Raw genomic sequence first — 18,959 nt, 5'->3', positions numbered from 1 at the left:
AGGGTATCCGCTCTGTCGATGATATTTCCGTGAAATAAGGGCAAAAAAAGAGCCTGCCGCGCAAGCTCTTTTCTTAAAAAATATCTTTTTCCACGCCGTATTCGTACACGGCACGGGCGATCAACCCGTGGCCTTCGGGTGTAAGATGAATGCCGTCGATGTAGAGGGCGGGATCTTTAGGAATGGCCTTCTCCAGATGAAGGCCCTCCGCCTTCTCGTCGAGCTCCTTCAGCTTTTCCTGAAGGGAGCGAATCATATTGAGGCCGACGAAGAGATCTTCCTCTACGATGACCGGCGTCGGCGGCAAAATGATCAAACAGCGTGCACCGGCTTTGTTTGCGTAGGCCTTTAGACTCTCGTAAGAAGCCATGACCTGCGTTACGGTGCCCTCGCCCAGAAAGTCATTGGCGCCGCCTAAGACCAGAAGCACATCTCCCGCTTCCAGGGCCGGCGGATGTTCGGAGAGCTCCGTGATCCAGGCGCCGTTCATGCCCATGTTCGCGATGGGACGATTCAGAAGCTTTTCCAGTCGACTGACCCAGCACTGATCGAAATCCACGCCGTAGCCCGCCACATAGGAGTCGCCGAAGGCAATGATTTTAGTCAATTTTTTTGCTTTCGATTTCGGCTTTTAATTCGCCCAAGAAATCGCCCAGGTCCACGTCGCCCCGTTCTTCGCCGTTGCGGTTACGAACGGAGATCTTGCCGCTTTCCACTTCTTTTTCGCCGACAATGACCATGTAGTTGACCCGTTCCATTTGTGCGTCGCGGATCTTCTTGCCGATCTTTTCGTTGCGTTCGTCGTATTCGGCGCGAATGCCGGCGTCGGATAATTCTTTGGTTACCTTCAAGGCGTAGTCTTCAAACTTTTCGCTGATGGGAAGCACCTTGACTTGGACCGGTGCGAGCCACAAGGGGAATTTACCGGCAAAGTGTTCGACCAAGATACCGAAGAAGCGTTCCATGGAACCCATGAGGGCGCGGTGGCTCATAACCGGTTGTTGTTTTTCGCCGTTTTCATCCACATAGGTCAGCTCGAAGCTTTGAGGCATTTGGAAATCCAGTTGGATGGTGCCGCATTGCCAGGTACGACCGATGGCATCGCGCAGGTGGAAGTCGATCTTCGGGCCGTAGAACGCGCCGTCGCCTTCGTTGATTTCGTAGTCCATGTCCTTACTGTCCAAGGCTTTTTTCAGTGCGTCAATGGCCATATCCCATTGTTCGTCGGTGCCCATGCTGTCTTCCGGACGGGTGGACAGTTCCACCGTGTAGTCGAAGCCGAAGGTGTTGTATAATTCGTCGGCCAAGTCGATGAGCTTAATCACTTCTTCTTGGATTTGGCTGGGGAGCATAAACACGTGGGCATCGTCTTGGGTAAAGGTACGAACTCTGAACAGGCCGTGAAGGGCGCCGGAAAGTTCGTGGCGGTGCACTTGACCGAATTCCATGAGCTTAATGGGGAAGTCTCTGTAAGAGTGCATGGATTGTTCGTAAACCAAAATGGATCCCGGGCAGTTCATGGGCTTGATGGCGTAGTCTTCGCCGTCGATTTTAGTGAAGTACATATTGTCGCGGTAATGATCCCAGTGACCGGAACGGTGCCACAAATCTTCGTTTAAGATCATGGGCGTCTTGATTTCGCCGTAGCCTCGTTCGATTTGCAGATTGCGCCAGAAGGTTTCGAGTTCGTTGCGCACAATCATGCCCTTCGGGTGGAAGAAGGGGAAGCCGGGGCCTTCGTCGCGGAAGCTGAACAGATCCAGCTCGCGGCCGATCTTTCTGTGATCACGGCGCTTGGCTTCTTCCAAACGTTCCATGTATTCGTCCAATTCTTTTTTCTTCGGGAAGGAAATGCCGTAGATCCGTTGCAGCATTTTGTTCTTTTCGTCGCCGCGCCAGTAAGCGCCGGCAATGGAGGTCAGCTTCACGGCCTTAATGTCCTTCACATTTTCCAAATGGGGTCCGCGGCACAGGTCCACGTAATCGCCTAATGTGTAAATGGAAATTTCTTCATCGGCGGGCAGATCTTCGATAAGTTCGATTTTGTAGGGTTCGTCTTTGAAGAGATCTTCCGCTTCGGCTTTCGAAAGGACTTTTCTTTCGAAGACCGGGCCTTCTTTCACGATGGCCTTCATTTCCTTTTCGATTTTTTCCAAATCATCAGTGCTCAATTGCTCGTCCAAATCGATGTCGTAGTAAAAACCGTTTTCGATGGACGGACCGATGGCAAATTTCGTGTTGGGCCACAGGCGCTTGATGGCATAGGCCATTAAGTGGGCCGTGGAGTGCCAGAAAATTTGCTTGCCTTCGTCGTCGTCGAATTTAACGACTTTGATGGTGCCGTCTTCGTCGACAAAGTCGTGTTTTCCTAAAATAACGCCGTTATAAACACAGCCGACGCTGGCCCGTTCCAGGCCTTCCGAAATATCGGCGATCAATTCTTTTACCGATTTCTTCGAATCGTATTCTTTTGCACTTCCGTCAGGGTACGTAACTTTGAACATCATTCACCTCATTAAAAAAAACCGACCGTCCCCAAAAGGACGATCGGTACCGTGGTTCCACCTTCATTGCTTCTCAAAACATGTAACGCCTGTTAAGCGCTGCCGATTAAGGCAGACGTCGGGGTTGGTTTTCCACAAAGTAAGAGCTTTCACCGTCCTCTTTCGCTAAGGGTTTGTGTACTCGTCCCTTCATTCATGCTAAGAAGTATAGCAGATTCCTGTTTCTTTTGCAAGACGATTTGTATTTTATGCTTCTTTCTTTAAAAGCTCGATAATTTCTTCCACGCTCATGGCTTTCTCTTCCCCGGTTTTCATATTGCGAAGCTTGGGCATTTGGCTTTCCACTTCCGATTGACCGAGGACGATGGCATAGGCCACGTTTAAGTGGTCGGCGTATTTGAATTTCTTGCCGATCTTTCCCGACTCGCCGTAGAAAATACAGCGGACGCCTGCATCTCTCAAGGTCCTTAAGAGGCGCAGCCCTTCTTCTTTCGTTTCGTCGAAGGGAATGATCAAGCAATCTGACGCCTTGTCGTCGTAGCTCTTTAAAAGCCCCGCTTCGTTCAGTTGATAGTACAGGCGGGACAGGCCGATGGAAATGCCCACGCCGGGCAGCTTTTGATTGGTGTAGTGGCCGGCGAGATTGTCGTAGCGGCCGCCGCTGCACACGGAGCCGATGCCCGGGTAGTCGTCTAAGATGGTTTCGTAAACCGTGCCCGTGTAGTAATCCAGACCGCGGGCGATTTTCATGTCGGGGATCATGTGCTTGTCCGACACGCCCAGGGCGCGGGCGATGGCAAAGACTTCTTTCAATTCGCTGACGCCGGTTTTAAATTCTTCGTCATCCACGTCCATGGCATCCAATGAGGCGAAGACTTCGTCGGTGGTGCCGGAAATGTCGATAAATGCCGCGATTTTTTCTACGGCATCATCCGCCAGGCCGATTTTCGACAGCTCTTCCTTCATGGCATCCACGCCGATTTTATCCACCTTGTCCACGATACGCAGCACTTCTTGGGAATCGCTGATACCCAGAGCGCGGTAGAAGCCGTTTAAGATGCGGCGGTTGTTCATATGGATGGTAAAGGCCTCGAAGCCCAAGTCTTGGAAGGTTTTGGCAATGACGGAAGGAATCTCGCCGTCGTTAAAGAGAGAGAGCTTGCCGTTGCCGATAATGTCGATATCGCATTGATAAAATTCGCGGAAGCGGCCCTTTTGCGCCCGCTCGCCACGATACACCTTGCCGATGTGGTAGCGGCGAAAGGGAAAACTTAAATCGCTGTAGTGTTGAGCCACGTAACGGGCCAAGGGCACGGTGAGGTCGAAACGCATGGCGATGTCCGTGGATCCTTTTTTAAAGGCGTAGACCTGCTTTTCCGTTTCGCCGCCGCCTTTGGCCAAGAGAATTTCCTCTTTTTCCAAGACCGGCGTGTCGATGGGTAAAAAGCCCTTCTCTTCATAATTCTTGCGAATAATATCTTTCATCCGATTAAAGACCAATTGGTCTTGGGGCAAAAGTTCCATAAAGCCCGGCAATGTGGACGGTTGTACGATCTGAGTCATTGTCCTCCTCCTTCTATAACAAACATGGCGATGGAAGCGGCCACGTTGGCATTAAGCGAATCGATGGTGTTTTTCATGGGAATGCGAAGGCGCACATCCACCTCATCTAATAGGCACCCCCGTATGCCTCTCGCTTCATTGCCCACCAGCAAGACCATGTTTTTGCTGTCTCCTTCGAAGGTCATTCCCTCGCCTCGAATGTCCAGGGCGACGAAGCGGCAGTTCTCTTTCAGCTTTAAAAGCGCCTCGTCGCCGACGTAAGCGACGGGCAGGCGAAAGGCCGATGCCATGGATGCGCGAATGCACTTGTCGTTGGTGGGATCGACGGTGTCGGGGCCGATAAGGACGCCGTCGAAGTGAAAGGCTTCGGCGGATCGAATCATGCCGCCTAAATTTCCCGGATCCTGCACGCCGTCGGCATAGAGAAAGCGGCCTTTCTCGGGAAGCTCCCCTTCGTCGACTAAAAAGCTGCGGCACAGGGCGATCATGCCCTGATTGGTTTCAGTGGCGGCCAATTGCTTAAAGAGGGAGGATTCCAGCACCGTCACCGGCACTTTCGCCTCTCGCAAATGTTCATCAAAGCTTGCCAGCTTATCCTTGTCTACGATCAGCTCTTCCACATAGCCTTCGGCCATGACTTCTTCGATGACCACCACGCCTTCCACTAATAGCAGGCCCGATTCCTTTCGCTGTTTCTTGTCTTTTAATTTTTTCCAAAATTTATAGCGACTGTTGTCCTTGGATTCAATCATCTTCATCGGCACGCTCGTTTTGAATTTCTCTTAAATCGTCGTCGCTTCCGAAGAAAATGATGATATCGTTCTTCTGTAAAATTTCATCGACAAAGTGGCGAACCAATAAATCCTTCCCTCGCCGAATGGCGATGACATTGACGTGAAATTTCCGTCGGAGTTGAAGCTCGCGAATAGTCTTGCCTACCCATTCTTCCGGGACTTCGTATTCGACGATGCCGTAATCGTCGGACAATTCGAAGTAATCAGTGATCCCATTGTCGGTCAGCTGCTTCGCCAGGCGCATCCCCATGTCGATTTCCGGATAAATAATGGAGTTCGCCCCCAGCCGCTGCAAAATATGGCCGTAGCGCTTCGTCGGCGCCTTGGCGACGATGAGGGGAATGCCCGCTTCCACGCAGGCGATGGTGGCCATAATGGCGGAATCCAAGCTGCTGCCGATGGCGATGACGGCGCAGTCGAAATTGCTCAGGCCCAAATCCTCAAAGACGTCTTCGTCCATTAAATCCGCCTGAATGGCCGTAGTGACATTTTCCGATACCGCCTTCACTCGCTCGGGATTCAAGTCCACCGCCAAAACGTCATTGTGCATATTAAACAAAGTCTTTGCCACCGTCGAACCCAATCGACCGAGGCCGAAGACGATAAAACTTTTAACCATGGCTCTCTCCTATCCCACGATAAATTTTCCTTCCGCATAGCGGAATTTGCGTTTGTGCTCCCGGTGTAACAGCCCCATAGCAAAGGTCGTCGGGCCGACGCGTCCCAAGTACATAGTAAATGACAAAATCAACTTCGACGGACTCGTCAGTATTTGGGTGATGCCGCGAGTAACCCCTACGGTGCCGAAGGCGGAAAAGGTTTCAAAGAGCACGTCCATAAACTTTAATTGGCCGCCTTCAAACATGACCACCGTAGCGGACACGGCAAAGACCAAAGAAACCCCGATAACGAACAGGGAGTAGGCCTTTCTCACCGTGTCTTTTCCCACGCGGCGCCGGAACAGATCCGTGTCGTCGCTACCGCGAAGACTTGCCCAGGTGGATGCCAGGACGATGGCGAAGGTGGTGGTCTTCAGACCCCCTGCCGTGGAGCCCGGCGAGCCGCCGATAAACATGTATAACAAGCTTCCGAAGGCGGATTGATCGGTAATATCGCCCATTTCCAGGGAGTTAAATCCCGCCGTTCGCATCGTCGTCGATTGAAAAAATGACGCCAGAATCTTTTCAGATTGAGGCAGTGGCTTCAGTGTCAGCGGGTTGTTGTACTCAAAGACGTAAAACATAATCGTCCCCGTGATCAACAGGGCCACCGTGGTGACGAAAACCAATTTCGTATGAGGGCTCAGCCGCTTATGACTCCTGAAGCGCAACAAATCGGCGTAGACGACGAAGCCGAGACCTCCTAATATAATCAGGGCGGCAATGGTTAAAGTGACCAAAAAATCTCCCTGATAGGACACGAGGGAATCGCCGAATAAGTCGAAACCCGCATTACAAAAGGCGCTGACCGAATGAAACAGGGAGTAGGCGATGCCCGTCTTCACGCCATATTGAGGCACGAAGTGAGTCGCAAGTATAAGGGCCCCCGCTCCCTCAAAGGCCAGGGTCAACAGAGTGGCAAATTTTATGAGCCGCACCAGGCCCGACAGGCTGTCGGCGTTTAATTGCTCCCGAATATAAAGGCGACTGGTGAGGGATATGCGCTGACCCGTGAAAATTGAGATCCACATAATCATGGTCATGGTTCCCAAACCGCCGATTTGTATAAGGCTTATAATGACGCATTTTCCGAATACGGACCAGCCCGTGGCGGTGTTTCTGACGATGAGGCCCGTGACGCAAGAGGCCGATGTGGATGTAAACAAGGCATCCACAAAGCCGGCGGAGTGATGATCTGCCGAAGCCTGGGGCAACATGAGCAATATCGTCCCCACGGCGATTAAGACCAAAAATGAAATACCCAGCACGAAGGGCGGGTTATGGGAAATTTTTTTATGAAGACGATTGGGTAGTCTCACCATTTTCTCCTGTCAATAAAAAACCCTATAGGGAGTGTCCCTATAGGGTGTAGCGCTTATTCTCCCTTAGCTACTTGAACGAGTTGTGCAAATGCATCCGGGTCGTGAATCGCCAATTCGGAAAGAACCTTCCGGTTAATATCCACATCGGCCTTTTTCAATCCACTGATGAAGCGGCTGTAGCTCATGCCGTTTAAGCGAGCGGCAGCGTTGATTCTCGTGATCCAAAGCTTGCGGAAATCTCTTTTTCTTTGCTTTCTGCCGGCAAAGGAGTAGCTCATGGAGCGCATAACCGCTTGGTTTGCTACGCGATATAATTTCGATTTTGCTCCGAAATAGCCCTTTGCTTGTTTTAATACTTTTTTATGACGACGCTTTGCGTTAATACCTCTTTTTACTCTAGCCATGTCTTACCTCCCCGATTACGGAATCATGGTGTCGATGCGACGTGCATCGCCCTTGGAAACCAGTGATCCTTGGCGCAAGTTGCGCGTTCTCTTTGCCGTTTTCTTGCCCGTTAAGTGACCTTTATAGGCTTTGAATCTTCTAATTTTGCCGGTTCCCGTTCTTCTGAAACGCTTTGCGGAACCTCTGTGCGTTTTCATTTTACCCATAGTATTCCTCCTACTTGTTCTCAGACTTCGAGCGGAAAAACATAACCATGCTTCTGCCTTCCATCTTCGGTTTCCTGTCTACTTCCCCATACTCCGAGACGAGTTCCGTAAATTCATCCAAGACTTCCCGGCCGATTTCGGTGTGACCCATTTCTCTGCCGCGGAAACGAACGGAAACCTTTAAGCGGTTGCCGTCTTTTAAGAAATCATTGGCTTTATTGGCCTTAGTGTTTAAATCGTGGGTCTCGATTTTCGGCGTCAGACGCAATTCTTTTACCGTAATGGTCTTTTGTTTCTTCTTCGCTTCCTTCTCCCTCTTCATCATATCGTAACGATATTTTCCGTAGTCGAGGACGCGACAGACCGGCGGCTTTGCGTTTGGCGAAATATTGACGAGATCCAATTTAAATTCGTCAGCAATAGCTCTTGCTTTTTCAATGGATACAATACCTAATTGTTCTCCTTGCGGATCGATTAAGCGCACTTCTTTTGCGCGGATTTCTCCATTGATTTGAATTTCCTTAATGACTAAACACCTCCATAGGCAACAAAAAAAGCGGGCACACAAAGACCCGCCCATAAAACTGGAACATAACCTTAAAACATTGTCGTAAGGTGAGAAGCGGACTTCTTCTTCATGCTCGACAAGTATATCAAATGCCATTGGCTCTGTCAAGCTATTTCTCGATGTCCGCCAGAATATGATTCAATTTCGTTTGAATTAAATCCATGGCTACTTTGTTGTGCCCGCCTTCGGGAAGAATGATGTCGGCGTAGCGCTTCGACGGCTCCACGAATTGAAGATGGGCCGGTCGCACCGTGGCCATGTATTGATCGATGACCGAATCCAAACTCCGGCCCCGCTCTTTCATATCTCGCTTGATGCGGCGCAAAATGCGCACGTCGCTATCCGTGTCCACGAAAATTTTCATGTCCAACAGATCCAGCACCCTGGGCTCGGAGAAAAGTAAAATCCCCTCGATTAAAATAATCTCCTTCGGCTCCAGGTGAATCGTATCTTGCTTGCGATTGTGCAGGGAAAAATCGTACTCGGGCATGTCCACGCTTTCTCCCGCCTTCAATGCCTTTAGGTGCTCGATGAACAGGTCGTTGTCGAAGGCGAAGGGGTGGTCGTAATTGGTTTTGATCCGCTCCTCAAAGGATAAATGGCTTTGATCCTTGTAGTAATTGTCTTGGCGAATCACGGTGCAGCGCGCATCGCCGGTGTTTTCTAAAAGACGCTCCGTTACGGTGCTCTTGCCGCTTCCGGAACCGCCGCAAATGCCGATTAAAATAGGTGTCATCCCTCTACCTTCTTTCGAATCATGTCCTTCGCCCTTACCGCTTGAGGTACGGGGGCCGTAAAGATTTGCCGCGCCTTGTTGGCCACGTCGATGGACCGGCCCTCTTCGTCGATCATTTCCTCGATGGTCCAGTTGAAAAAGTCTTTTCCCGGACCGAATACTTCCACCTCGTCGCCGACGAAGAGGCGGTTGCGCTGTTCGATGGTCGCCCGCTTCGTTTCGGGATTGTAATCCAGCACCACGCCGACGAAGTCGTAATCTTTAATATAGGTGATGGAGTCGCTGATGCCCTCGGGCCCTTTGGCTTCGGAGTAATAAAAGCCCGTGGTGAAATCCCGGTGGGACACTTTTTTTATTTCCTCCAGCCATAGGGGGTCGTAAGCGAAGTGCTCCGGATCGGCGTAGTAGGCGTCGATAGCCATGCGGTAGGCGCGAATCACCGTGGCCAGGTAGTAGGCGCTCTTGACCCGTCCTTCGATTTTTAAAGACCGAATGCCGGCGCCGATTAATTCGTCCATGTGCTCGATCATGCACAGGTCTTTAGAGTTTAAAATAAAACTTCCTTCCTCCGTGGAGTCGATGGGAAAATATTCCCCGGGGCGATTCTCTTCCACCAGATGGTATTTGTAGCGACAGGGCTGGGCGCAGTCCCCTTGATTGGCATCTCTCCCCGTCATGTAATTGCTCATGAGGCAGCGGCCGCTGTAGCTCATGCACATGGCGCCGTGGATAAAGGTTTCGATTTCGATATCGTCCACATCCTTGTGAATGCCTCTTATCTCGTCCAAGGTAAGCTCCCGGGCGAGCACCACGCGCTCGGCGCCGAGATCCCGCCAAAAGCGCACCGTATCGCTATTGGTCAAACTGCCCTGGGTGCTCATGTGAATGGGAATGGATGACGCCTTCTTCACCCGCATAAACATGCCGGGATCGGCGACGATCACCGCATCCACTCCCGCATCTTCCAAAGCCCGGACGTAATCTTCCAGGCCCTCGAAGTCCTTGTCGTGGGGAATGATATTTAAGGTCACGTGGACTTTCTTCCCCCGTTCGTGGGCGTAAGCTACGCCTTCTTTTATTTTTTCAATCGAAAAGTTTTTCGACGCCTTTCTCAGGCCAAAAGCTTCCCCGCCTAAATACACGGCATCGGCGCCATAGTCGATGGCGGTTTTTAATTTTTCCAAGTCACCGGCCGGTGCCAAAAGTTCTACTCTATCCATCCAATCTCCTTACTAGCAAAAGTCCGTCGCCTATGGGCAGGACCGTGGCCGATAAATTGTCCGCACGAAGCACTTTGTACAAGAGGCGCTTCAGCCTTTTTACGATGGTAATTTTTCGGCGCTTATATAATTTTTTCGACGCCAACATGCCGTGAAACAGCACATTGTCCATGACGATGACGCCGCCGGGCGCCAATCGGCGCAGACTTTCTTTGAGAAAAGTCTCGTACTGCCCCTTGGCCGCGTCGATAAAGATAAAATCGTAAAAATCCTCGTCTTTTTGAATGAAGTCCCGTGCGTCGCCGACGACGAGGTGAATCCTCTCTTCCAAATGCTGGTTTTGAAAGTGGGTGCGGGCGTTAATCGCGCGATCCGGATCCAGCTCCACTGTGGTGATTTCCGCATCATCTACGGCTTTTGCCATAATAGATGCGGAATAGCCGATGGCCGTTCCCAGCTCCAAAATTTTTTTCGGCGCCAAAAGGGCCAAGAAAAATTGCAAAAAGTTTTCTACCTGCCGATCGACGATGGGGATGCCTTCGTCTTCGGCAAAGGCACGCAGCTCGCCTAAATAGCCAACTTTTTCGGGAAAAAGCTGCGCCAAATAGTCTTCGATAAAAGGTTCCGTAATATGCATGAGAAAAAAGCCGGCTGAACCGGCTATTAAACATCCATAATGATCGGTAAGATCATGGGATTTCTTCTCGTCTTCTTAAAGATGAAGTTTCTTAAATCGTCGCGAATTTGCGATTTAATCGAAGACCAATCTTTGATGTTTTGTTTTTTGCAATTTTCGACGGATTTCAATACCACATTACGCACTTCGTTCATGAGATCCGTGGATTCGCGGACGTAAACGAAGCCTCTGGAAATAATATCCGGACCGGAAACCATTTGGCCGGTCTTTTTGTTCATGGCGATAATGGCGATGATCAAGCCGTCTTCAGCGAGGTGCTTCCTGTCGCGGAGCACGATATTGCCCACATCGCCGATGCCCAAGCCGTCGATTAAAACTTGTCCCGCTTCCACGTCTTTCACGCGGCGGGCTTCCGTCTTGGTCATTTCCAAACAGGCGCCGTTTTCCAGCATAAAGATATTGTTCTTCGGCACGCCCATTTTTTGTGCCACTTCCGCATGCTTCAACAGGTGCTTCACTTCCCCGTGAACGGGAATGAAGAATTTCGGTTTCAAAATACTCAAAAGCATTTTGTGTTCTTCCTGATAGGCGTGACCGGAGACGTGGATTTCCGAAAGGGATTCGTATACTACGCGGACGCCCTTTTCCATAAGGCGGTTGATGACGGTGTTGACCGCATTTTCGTTTCCGGGAATCGGGTGAGCCGACAGGATAATAACGTCGTCTTTCGTCAGTTGAATGCGCTTGTGTTCCCCGGTAGAGATGCGGGTCATGGCGCTCATGGGCTCCCCTTGGCTGCCTGTGGTAATCAGGACCAATTGCTTGGGATTATACTTGTCCATGTCCTTAATGTCCACGATGGTATTGGGGCGGACCTTTAAATAGCCCAAGTTTTCCGCAATGCCCATGACATTTAACATGCTGCGGCCGCTTAAAACGACTTTCCGATTGTATCGCTCCGCCGCCGTAATGATCTGCTGAATCCGATAGACATTGGAGGCAAAAGTGGCGATAATAATACGATTGTTGCGCATCAGGGCGAAGAGTCGATCGAAGGTGGCGCCGACTTTTCGCTCGCTCATGGAAAAACCTTCGCGGAGCACGTTGGTGGACTCGCTGAACAGAGCCAGGACGCCGCGGTTGCCGATTTCGGCCAGGCGATTCAAGTCGATGGGATCGCCTGAGATGGGCGTAAAGTCCACCTTAAAGTCGCCGGAGTGCACCAACACGCCCAGGGGCGTGGTAATGGCAAGAGCCGCCGCATCGGGAATGGAGTGGTTGACTTGCACCCATTCCACTTCAAAGAACTTGCCGATTTTTACCGGCTGCTTGTAGCTGACATTGATCATCTTCGTCGAGCGCAAGAGGCGGTGTTCTTTCAGCTTGTTTTCCAAGAGGGCCAAGGTCAATTTCGTTCCGTAAACCGGCACGTTGATTTGCTTTAAGACATAAGGGACGGCGCCGATATGGTCTTCGTGCCCGTGGGTAATGACGATGGCTTTGATTTTGTGTTTGTTCTGAATTAAATATTGAATGTCGGGAATGACGATGTCGATTCCCGGCATGTCGTCTTCGGGAAAGGTCATGCCGCAATCGACGACGATGAGCTCGTCTTTGTACTCGATGACGGTCATGTTCTTCCCGACTTCGCGCAATCCCCCCAAGGGAATAATGCGAAGCTTCTGTTTACTTTTCATTCGCTTCTCCTTCTTGTTTACGGCTGCACTTTTCACATATGCCGTAGAATTTTAAATTATGATCGGTAATGTGAAAGTGCACGCTTCTTTCTATTTCATCTTCTAAATCATCTAATAAATCCATGTTGACTTCCGTAATTTCGTGGCAAATATTGCAAACCAGGTGATGGTGTTTATGCTTTTCGTCTTCGATGCGACGTTCGTAACGGGTCGTTCCGTCTTCAAAGGTCAGCGCCGTTAAAAAACCGATGGAATCCAACAGACTGACGGCGCGATAGACCGTCGCGATTCCGATTTCGGGCATTTTTTCTCCGGCGTAATGAAAGACTTCTTCCGTGGTCATGTGTTCGCCTTCGCGCTCGGCGAAAACTTCCATCACCACTTGACGTTGTCTCGTAAACTTATAGCCTTTGCTTTGTAAAAATTCTTTGAATGTATTGTCCATGGAGCACCACCTATATTCATCCACATCATCCGCTTGCCGCAAAAAATCACGAAAAACATCGGCTAAAGCGACATTTGATCCAAATACATTTGCAGGATTAAAGTCGCAGCCAGTTTGTCCACATGTTTCTTCCTGTTTTCCCTTCGAACACCACCTTCGATGAGCACAGCTTCGGCACCGGAGGTTGTAAGCCTTTCGTCCACGTACACAATTTCCATGTTCAGCGCCTCTTTTAAATAGTCGGCGTAATTCATGGTGCGCTTTGCCTGAAAGCCCAAGGTGTTGTTCATATTTTTCGGCAAACCGACGATCAGTTTTTCCACGTCGTACTTGTCGATGAGCGCTTTTAACGCTTCCACATCCTCCACCTTCGATGCCCGCTTAATCGTCGTCACGCCTTGAGCCGTAATGCCTAAAGGATCGGAGACGCTGACACCGATGGTTTTGTTTCCAATGTCCAGTCCTAACAATCGTTTCATTTAAATCACTTTAATGCAAAATTCAGGGCATACCGTCGCGCAGTAGCCGCACAAAATACAGTCATCGTTTACGACGGCACGGCCCTCTTCCACGTGAATCGCATCTTGTTTGCAGCGCGCTTCACAACTGCCGCAGCCGATACAGTAATCGCCGATAATCAGCTTGCGTTTCTTCTTCGATACATCTTCCAGAGCCCGCTCGTTCTCTTTTCCCCTTAAAAAAAGATCCGTGTTGTAGTCGATCTCTTCTTTCGATTGCATGCCGATTGCGGTCGAGTCGATGCAGTCGACGGACGAAATCCACTTTAGAGCTTCTCGGTTTTCTGCAATTAAATGGCCGCCGCCCAGAGCTTTCATGGAATAGATCCCGATGCCCTGATTGTGTCGATGTTCAATGGCGTTTAACATCTCCTGTGGCGTGCCGTCTTGAATCCCCACTCCACGACGATTAATGATCGGGTGGATCACCTCGATCTCCGGGAAAAGCGCCGTGGCATTGACGCAACCGATAAAGTGAGTCGAAATACCGATGGCACGAATGTAACCCGCCTCTTTTAATTCGGCCAGCCGTTTTAATGCAGGCTGATGTCCCTTTAAGGTCAGGAGGGATTCCTGTTCGTGCAACATAAAAATATCAATGTAATCCGTGTCCAGCTCCTCCAGCGCTTTTTTCACGCTGGCATCGGCCGTCTTTTCGTCGTAGCAATAGGCTTTCGATGTGATCACCCATTCACTGCGACCGACTTCCTTAATGGCTCCTTTTATAAAGGCGTAATTATCGTAAATTTCTGCCGTATCGATAAAGTTAATACCCTTTTCGTGGGCATAAACTAATAATTCCGTCCCTTTTTTTAAAGGTAAATTCGCCTGAAATCTCGAAAAGGTCAACGAGCCGTAACAAAGGGGCGACACGTGGATCCCCGTTTTTCCTAAAACAGCCATGATTTGCTCCTTAAAAAAATAGAGATGAGCCCAAGCCCATCTCTAATCTTCCTTTAAATAGAATGTCAGCAGCTCTGACAGAAGTTCGTCACGTTCAATGGATTGAATGATACTTCGCGCGTCTAAATGGCTTGTTATATAGGTGGGGTCTCCGGATAATATATAGCCAATAATTTGATCGATGGGATCGTATCCCTTATCCTCTAACGCATGAAATACGGTAGTAATCCCGTCACGAATTTTCTCGCTGTCACCATTGGTTTTTTCGAATATATGCGTCTCAAATTGATTATTGTCCATATAATCTCCTCCATAGGAGCATTATATCATAAATTTCATCGGCATACATTAATTTCCAATGGCATTTACAATATCTTTTACCTTGTCCATGGCCTCTTGGACTTTGCCGGCGTCCTTGGCGCCTGCCGTGGCCATGTCGGGGCGACCGCCACCGCCGCCGCCGGCGATTTTTGCCACCTCGCGGACGATGTCCCCGGCCTTAAAGCCTTTTTCGATTAAGGACTTCGGCGATGCGCAGACAAAATTGACCTTGCCGTCGGAAACGGTAGATAAAATGACCAGGGCAGTTTCTTTGTCCCGCAAATTTTCCGCCATGTTTCTGAGATCTTCCACGCTGACGTCGGTAAAGTGGCCCCGGATCACGTCGATGCCGGCGATGGCTTCTTTATCTCCTACTTCTTCCGCCATTTTGCTCTTGGCCATGTCGGCGTGAAGTTTCGTCAATTCTTTTTCCAGGCCTTTTTCCTTATCCAAGTGTTGGACAAGCTTGTCGATGACCACGTCGTCAGTGGCCTTTAAGAGGCCTGCGATTTTTTTGTTCATGCCCATGGAGCGATTGAGCAGCTCGTAAACGGCGGGACCGGTGACGGTTTCCATACGGCGGACGCCGGCGGAAATACCGCTTTCCGATAAGATCTTAAAGAGACCGATTTGCGCCGTGTTGTCCACGTGGGTACCGCCGCAAAGTTCCATGGAGTAATCGCCCATGGAGACGACGCGCACCTTGTCGCCGTATTTATCTTCGAAGAGTCCCACGGCCCCTTTGTCCTTGGCTTCGTCGTAAGAGAGGACTTCCGTCTTGACGGGAAGGGACTTAAAAATCGCTTCGTTCACGGCTTTTTCAATGGCGCGCAGATCCTCTTGGGATACGGCTTCGTAGTGGGTGAAGTCGAAGCGCATAAAGTCGGGGCCGACATAGGAGCCCGCTTGATTGACGTGATCGCCTAATTGATCTTTCAGCGCCTTGTGGAGCAAGTGGGTGACGGAGTGGTTGCGGCGAATTTTTTCGCGGCGTCTTTCGTCCACCGAGGCCTTCACGGCCCCCGTCGATGCAATGCCTTCCGTCACGGTACCGATGGAATAAATGTGGCCGCTTTTCGTCTTTTGCGTATCTTCAACTTGAATTTCAAAGCCGTCGCCGGCAATGATTCCCGTGTCGCCGATTTGGCCGCCGCTTTCGCCATAAAAGGGCGTGGGCGTGAGATAGAAGACGCCCTTTTCTCCGGCGCCTAATTGATCCACTTCTTCGCCGCCGGCGAGAATGTGCAACAGCTTGCCTTCCTTCACTTCGGTGGTGTCGTAGCCGACAAATTCGATGCTTTCGTCTACATCGTTGAGCTCGTAGGAAGACATACTGGACCAGCCGATATTGTCGGAGTCGTCCCGGGCTTCTCTCGCCCGCTCTTTTTGCGCTTCCATTTCATTTTCAAAGCCCGCTTCGTCCAGAGCCAGCCCCGCATCGGCGAGGATTTCTTCGGTGAGGTCCACGGGAAAACCGTAGGTGTCGTAGAGCTTAAAGGCTTCGGCGCCTCCCAGCTCTTTCTTGCCTTCGGCCTTTAATTTTTCGATTTCCTCATCGAGGAGGCTCATGCCCGTTTCAAGGGTCTTAAGGAAGCGCTCTTCTTCACGCAGAATAACTCTGGCGATGACTTCCCGATTGTCGTCCAACTCTTTGTACTGAACCTTCCAGGAATCGATGACGCTTTCGCATAGTTTGTATAAAAACGCCCCTTCGATGCCCAGATTCCGCCCGTGCTTGGCGGCGCGGCGGGTGAGGCGCCGTTCCACATAGCCCCGTCCTTCGTTGGAAGGGACAATGGAGTCGGAAATCATAAAGGTAATGGCGCGGATATGGTCGGTGATGACTCGCACCGATTCATCTTTCTTTTTGTCCGTGCCGTATTCGTAATTCGCCATGCGACAAACGTCTTGCAAGATGGCGTTGATGGCGTCGATTTCAAAAATATTGTTCGCATCTTGAAGCACCGATGCAATGCGCTCGAGTCCCATCCCCGTATCGATATTGGGATTGGCCAGAGGGTGGTACTCGCCTTCTTCGTCTTTATCGAATTGGGTGAAGACCAGATTCCACACTTCGATGTAGCGGTCGCAGTCGCAACCGGGCTTACAGTCGGGATCGCCGCAGCCGTGTTTTTCGCCGCGGTCGAAATAGATTTCCGAGCAGGGACCGGAGGGGCCGACGGCAAGCTCCCAGAAGTTGTCGTCCTTGCCCAAACGCACGATGCGCTCTTTCGGCAGGCCGATCTCTTCGTTCCAAATGGTGAAGGCTTCGTCGTCATCTAAGTAGACCGTGGCCCAAAGAAGGTTCGGGTCGATTTCCAAGACGCCGGTTAAAAATCCCCAGGCCCAGTGAATGGCTTCGTGTTTAAAGTAATCGCCGAAGGAAAAGTTTCCGAGCATTTCAAAAAACGTGGCGTGACGGTCGGTCTTGCCCACGTTTTCGATATCGCCGGTGCGAATGCACTTTTGCGATGTACAAACGCGGTGGGCGGGAGGTTCCGCTTCGCCCGTAAAGAATTTCTTCATCGGCGCCATGCCTGCACCGATTAAAAGTAGGGACTTGTCCCCCTTCGGTACCAAAGAAAAGCTGGGCAAAGCCAGGTGTTCGTTTTGTTCAAAATAATCCAAGAACGCAGAGCGTATCTCGTGTAATCCCAATGGTTTCATAATGCCTCCCGATATTTGTATAGTCTCTGATTAAAATTATAAAGTTGGCCGCATGGAAAGTCAATTTTCTCCCGTCGCCGCGGCCTTTGGCCAAATAAAATAAGTGACGGATCTCCGCCACTTATTGTACTTGTCTCAATTCTTCTTTTTTTCGCTTGCCGTCGCGCAACTTCATGAGGATGAAGTTTTTAATGATGACCAAAATGGAGAACACGGGCACGGATAAAATCATACCCATGACGCCGAAGGTGCCGCCGCCGATAAAGATACACATGAGGACGACGGCCGGGTGAAGCCCGGTGCGTTTGCCCAAAATTTTCGGCGCGAACAGATTGTTTTCCGCCCATTGCAGAAAGACGAAAAAGATCGATACCCATAAAGCCTTGGTCCAGGAATCCATAAAGGAAAAGAAGAAGGCCGGCACGAAGGCGAGGAAGGGCCCGATGTAGGGAATGATGTCGGCGATCATGGTGATCAGGCCGATGGCCACGGCGAAATTGACGCCCAGAATAAAGAGCATGCACATGGTCATTAAGCCGACGATGACGGCGAGGAGCAATTTCCCTTTGACAAATTCCATCATGGCCGCGTTTATTTCAGAGGCCAGGTTCAAAATATCCGTCCGGAAACCGGAAGGGATGGCCTTATACAATTTCACCTTGATGCGATTTTTATCCACCGTAAAGTAGTAGGTGAGGATCAAGACCAAAACAAAGCTCACCATGCGTCCGAGGGCAGCATACATGCCGCTGGCCATGGAGCGGACCTTGTCGACAAAGGTGTTCTCCAGGGAATTTAAATAAGCTTCCACCTGTTTCTGCCCGCTGGACATAATCCGCGTCATGTCAAGATTCGTCATCTTTTCGATTTTGTCCGACGCATCCAAGATGCGAGCGTTCCATTCGTTTAGCCACTGAGGCAGAGCGATAAATAAATTTCTCAGCTCTTCGATGGTCTTCGGCAGGACCACAACAAACAAAAGCACCAAAGCGAGAATAAAGCCCACGTAAACGATGAGCACGCCGAATCGCCTGGGGATGCGCTTCGTCTCCAAATAATTAACCAACGGATTGATGATATAGGCCAAAATCACGGAGATAAAGAAGGCCGCCAATGCCGTTCGCAAAACGGGAAATTTTGAAAACACGTAGCGAAGGGCAATGAGGACCAATATCCCCAAGAGAAAAAGCCCGACCAATCTCAGATCCAGATGAATACGCCTGCTTTTATCGATGTATTGATTGCCGATGTTGATAAGGTAGTAGACGCTTAGGGCAATAAGCAGGATAAGCAAGAGCCCCCGGATGACGACGAGGAAATTCGGCGTCACCACGTCGAAAAAGGAATCGAATTGGTGCATAGACTACCTCATATCCGCGAGAGTCATGGATTTTAAAACGCCGTCCACTTCTTCTTGGATGCGATCCAGGATCGACTTCGCCGAGCAGGCTTCTCCCCGATCACAGGAAATGTCATCGTCGCCGCTACAACAGGAAAAAGCCATTTCTCCTTCTAATGCGGCGATGACATCGGCGATGGCGATCTCTTCCGGCGGTGCCGCCAAGACGTAGCCGCCTTGAGCGCCTCGGATGCTCTCTACCAGCTTGCGTTTTTTTAAGCGTGAAAACAATTGCTCCAGATAGGCCACGCTCAGACCTTCGGCTTCGGCGATGTAGTTGACCGATAAAGGTCCCTTGCCGTAATTTTCCGCCAAATGGTACATGGCCATGAGTCCGTAACGACCTCTCGTCGATAACTTCATGTCTTCACCTCCTTAATCCCTAGTCTTTTTAT

At 50.4% G+C, this 18,959-nt stretch carries 20 protein-coding genes; all 20 read right to left on the bottom strand.

The genetic code is table 11. The annotated features are described in order from the left end of the window. Positions 1 to 73 precede the first annotated feature (73 nt). Positions 74 to 607, bottom strand: coding sequence for an SGNH/GDSL hydrolase family protein (locus tag BN7444_RS07435; RefSeq protein WP_068457809.1), 534 nt, complete (start codon positions 605 to 607; stop codon positions 74 to 76). Continuing rightward, entirely contained in the window at positions 600 to 2,504 is a 1,905-nt protein-coding gene (gene thrS, locus BN7444_RS07430; protein ID WP_068457807.1) for a threonine--tRNA ligase, read from the bottom strand. Before thrS ends, BN7444_RS07435 begins: the two co-directional genes overlap by 8 nt. Positions 2,505 to 2,750: 246 nt before the next feature. After that, complete coding sequence (gene hisS, locus BN7444_RS07425; protein WP_068457806.1) at positions 2,751 to 4,067, bottom strand: histidine--tRNA ligase; 1,317 nt, start codon at positions 4,065 to 4,067, stop codon at positions 2,751 to 2,753. Continuing rightward, positions 4,064 to 4,825 carry a TrmH family RNA methyltransferase gene (locus BN7444_RS07420; protein ID WP_082941311.1) on the bottom strand — a complete coding sequence of 254 codons (762 nt, stop codon included), beginning with the start codon at positions 4,823 to 4,825 and terminating at the stop codon, positions 4,064 to 4,066. The genes hisS and BN7444_RS07420 overlap by 4 nt, the downstream gene beginning before the upstream one ends. Further along, positions 4,812 to 5,480, bottom strand: a complete 669-nt coding sequence (locus BN7444_RS07415) for a potassium channel family protein (protein WP_068457802.1) — start codon at positions 5,478 to 5,480, stop codon at positions 4,812 to 4,814. Before BN7444_RS07415 ends, BN7444_RS07420 begins: the two co-directional genes overlap by 14 nt. A 9-nt stretch (positions 5,481 to 5,489) precedes the next feature. After that, positions 5,490 to 6,839: a TrkH family potassium uptake protein gene (locus BN7444_RS07410; RefSeq protein WP_082941365.1), complete on the bottom strand. Its 1,350-nt coding sequence runs from the start codon at positions 6,837 to 6,839 to the stop codon at positions 5,490 to 5,492. Positions 6,840 to 6,895: 56 nt separating this feature from the next. Then, on the bottom strand, positions 6,896 to 7,246 hold the full coding sequence (gene rplT, locus BN7444_RS07405; RefSeq protein WP_068457797.1) for a 50S ribosomal protein L20: 351 nt from the start codon (positions 7,244 to 7,246) through the stop codon (positions 6,896 to 6,898). 15 nt (positions 7,247 to 7,261) lie between these two features. Continuing rightward, positions 7,262 to 7,453 (bottom strand): 50S ribosomal protein L35, encoded by a 192-nt coding sequence (rpmI, locus tag BN7444_RS07400; RefSeq protein WP_068457795.1) that lies wholly within the window; start codon positions 7,451 to 7,453, stop codon positions 7,262 to 7,264. A gap of 10 nt (positions 7,454 to 7,463) precedes the next feature. Continuing rightward, positions 7,464 to 8,033, bottom strand: coding sequence for a translation initiation factor IF-3 (infC, locus tag BN7444_RS07395; protein WP_068457793.1), 570 nt, complete (start codon positions 8,031 to 8,033; stop codon positions 7,464 to 7,466). A 97-nt stretch (positions 8,034 to 8,130) separates the two neighbouring features. Beyond that, positions 8,131 to 8,757, bottom strand: coding sequence for a uridine kinase (gene udk / locus BN7444_RS07390; RefSeq protein WP_068457792.1), 627 nt, complete (start codon positions 8,755 to 8,757; stop codon positions 8,131 to 8,133). Continuing rightward, positions 8,754 to 9,977, bottom strand: a complete 1,224-nt coding sequence (locus BN7444_RS07385) for a peptidase U32 family protein (RefSeq protein WP_068457789.1) — start codon at positions 9,975 to 9,977, stop codon at positions 8,754 to 8,756. Before BN7444_RS07385 ends, udk begins: the two co-directional genes overlap by 4 nt. Continuing rightward, on the bottom strand, positions 9,970 to 10,614 hold the full coding sequence (locus BN7444_RS07380) for an O-methyltransferase (protein ID WP_068457787.1): 645 nt from the start codon (positions 10,612 to 10,614) through the stop codon (positions 9,970 to 9,972). The genes BN7444_RS07385 and BN7444_RS07380 overlap by 8 nt, the downstream gene beginning before the upstream one ends. A gap of 26 nt (positions 10,615 to 10,640) precedes the next feature. Continuing rightward, positions 10,641 to 12,311 carry a ribonuclease J gene (locus tag BN7444_RS07375; RefSeq protein ID WP_068457785.1) on the bottom strand — a complete coding sequence of 557 codons (1,671 nt, stop codon included), beginning with the start codon at positions 12,309 to 12,311 and terminating at the stop codon, positions 10,641 to 10,643. Further along, a complete protein-coding gene (locus BN7444_RS07370) occupies positions 12,301 to 12,756 on the bottom strand; it encodes a Fur family transcriptional regulator (protein WP_068457783.1) in 456 nt (151 codons plus the stop codon). Before BN7444_RS07370 ends, BN7444_RS07375 begins: the two co-directional genes overlap by 11 nt. A 62-nt stretch (positions 12,757 to 12,818) precedes the next feature. Next, the gene (gene ruvX, locus BN7444_RS07365; RefSeq protein WP_068457781.1) at positions 12,819 to 13,235 is read right to left on the bottom strand and encodes a Holliday junction resolvase RuvX; all 417 of its coding nucleotides are present in this window, start codon (positions 13,233 to 13,235) and stop codon (positions 12,819 to 12,821) included. Next, the gene (locus BN7444_RS07360; RefSeq protein ID WP_068457779.1) at positions 13,236 to 14,177 is read right to left on the bottom strand and encodes an aldo/keto reductase; all 942 of its coding nucleotides are present in this window, start codon (positions 14,175 to 14,177) and stop codon (positions 13,236 to 13,238) included. Positions 14,178 to 14,219: 42 nt separating this feature from the next. Beyond that, the gene (locus BN7444_RS07355; protein WP_068457777.1) at positions 14,220 to 14,477 is read right to left on the bottom strand and encodes an IreB family regulatory phosphoprotein; all 258 of its coding nucleotides are present in this window, start codon (positions 14,475 to 14,477) and stop codon (positions 14,220 to 14,222) included. Between the two features lie 48 nt (positions 14,478 to 14,525). After that, positions 14,526 to 17,165 (bottom strand): alanine--tRNA ligase, encoded by a 2,640-nt coding sequence (gene alaS, locus BN7444_RS07350; RefSeq protein WP_068457775.1) that lies wholly within the window; start codon positions 17,163 to 17,165, stop codon positions 14,526 to 14,528. A gap of 121 nt (positions 17,166 to 17,286) precedes the next feature. Then, positions 17,287 to 18,525: an AI-2E family transporter gene (locus BN7444_RS07345; protein WP_068457773.1), complete on the bottom strand. Its 1,239-nt coding sequence runs from the start codon at positions 18,523 to 18,525 to the stop codon at positions 17,287 to 17,289. Between the two features lie 3 nt (positions 18,526 to 18,528). After that, positions 18,529 to 18,927 (bottom strand): RrF2 family transcriptional regulator, encoded by a 399-nt coding sequence (locus BN7444_RS07340; RefSeq protein WP_068457771.1) that lies wholly within the window; start codon positions 18,925 to 18,927, stop codon positions 18,529 to 18,531. Positions 18,928 to 18,959: the final 32 nt, after the last annotated feature.

It is taken from the genome of Peptoniphilus pacaensis, from assembly GCF_900088125.1.
GTDB lineage: Bacteria > Bacillota > Clostridia > Tissierellales > Peptoniphilaceae > Aedoeadaptatus > Aedoeadaptatus pacaensis.
The sequence above is the reverse complement of the archived record's forward strand: the minus strand, read 5'-3'. Positions and strand labels throughout refer to the sequence as shown.

Coding starts and splice junctions, on each gene's coding strand:
- BN7444_RS07385 (WP_068457789.1), bottom strand. CDS start 9,977: ATGGATAGAGTAGAACTTTTGGCACCGGCCGGTGACTTGGAAAAATTA.
- ruvX (WP_068457781.1), bottom strand. CDS start 13,235: ATGAAACGATTGTTAGGACTGGACATTGGAAACAAAACCATCGGTGTC.
- BN7444_RS07415 (WP_068457802.1), bottom strand. CDS start 5,480: ATGGTTAAAAGTTTTATCGTCTTCGGCCTCGGTCGATTGGGTTCGACG.
- BN7444_RS07340 (WP_068457771.1), bottom strand. CDS start 18,927: ATGAAGTTATCGACGAGAGGTCGTTACGGACTCATGGCCATGTACCAT.
- BN7444_RS07420 (WP_082941311.1), bottom strand. CDS start 4,825: ATGAAGATGATTGAATCCAAGGACAACAGTCGCTATAAATTTTGGAAA.
- BN7444_RS07380 (WP_068457787.1), bottom strand. CDS start 10,614: ATGCATATTACGGAACCTTTTATCGAAGACTATTTGGCGCAGCTTTTT.
- rplT (WP_068457797.1), bottom strand. CDS start 7,246: ATGGCTAGAGTAAAAAGAGGTATTAACGCAAAGCGTCGTCATAAAAAA.
- BN7444_RS07375 (WP_068457785.1), bottom strand. CDS start 12,311: ATGAAAAGTAAACAGAAGCTTCGCATTATTCCCTTGGGGGGATTGCGC.
- hisS (WP_068457806.1), bottom strand. CDS start 4,067: ATGACTCAGATCGTACAACCGTCCACATTGCCGGGCTTTATGGAACTT.
- infC (WP_068457793.1), bottom strand. CDS start 8,033: ATGGGCGGGTCTTTGTGTGCCCGCTTTTTTTGTTGCCTATGGAGGTGT.
- BN7444_RS07360 (WP_068457779.1), bottom strand. CDS start 14,177: ATGGCTGTTTTAGGAAAAACGGGGATCCACGTGTCGCCCCTTTGTTAC.
- alaS (WP_068457775.1), bottom strand. CDS start 17,165: ATGAAACCATTGGGATTACACGAGATACGCTCTGCGTTCTTGGATTAT.
- rpmI (WP_068457795.1), bottom strand. CDS start 7,453: ATGGGTAAAATGAAAACGCACAGAGGTTCCGCAAAGCGTTTCAGAAGA.
- BN7444_RS07345 (WP_068457773.1), bottom strand. CDS start 18,525: ATGCACCAATTCGATTCCTTTTTCGACGTGGTGACGCCGAATTTCCTC.
- BN7444_RS07355 (WP_068457777.1), bottom strand. CDS start 14,477: ATGGACAATAATCAATTTGAGACGCATATATTCGAAAAAACCAATGGT.
- udk (WP_068457792.1), bottom strand. CDS start 8,757: ATGACACCTATTTTAATCGGCATTTGCGGCGGTTCCGGAAGCGGCAAG.
- thrS (WP_068457807.1), bottom strand. CDS start 2,504: ATGTTCAAAGTTACGTACCCTGACGGAAGTGCAAAAGAATACGATTCG.
- BN7444_RS07370 (WP_068457783.1), bottom strand. CDS start 12,756: ATGGACAATACATTCAAAGAATTTTTACAAAGCAAAGGCTATAAGTTT.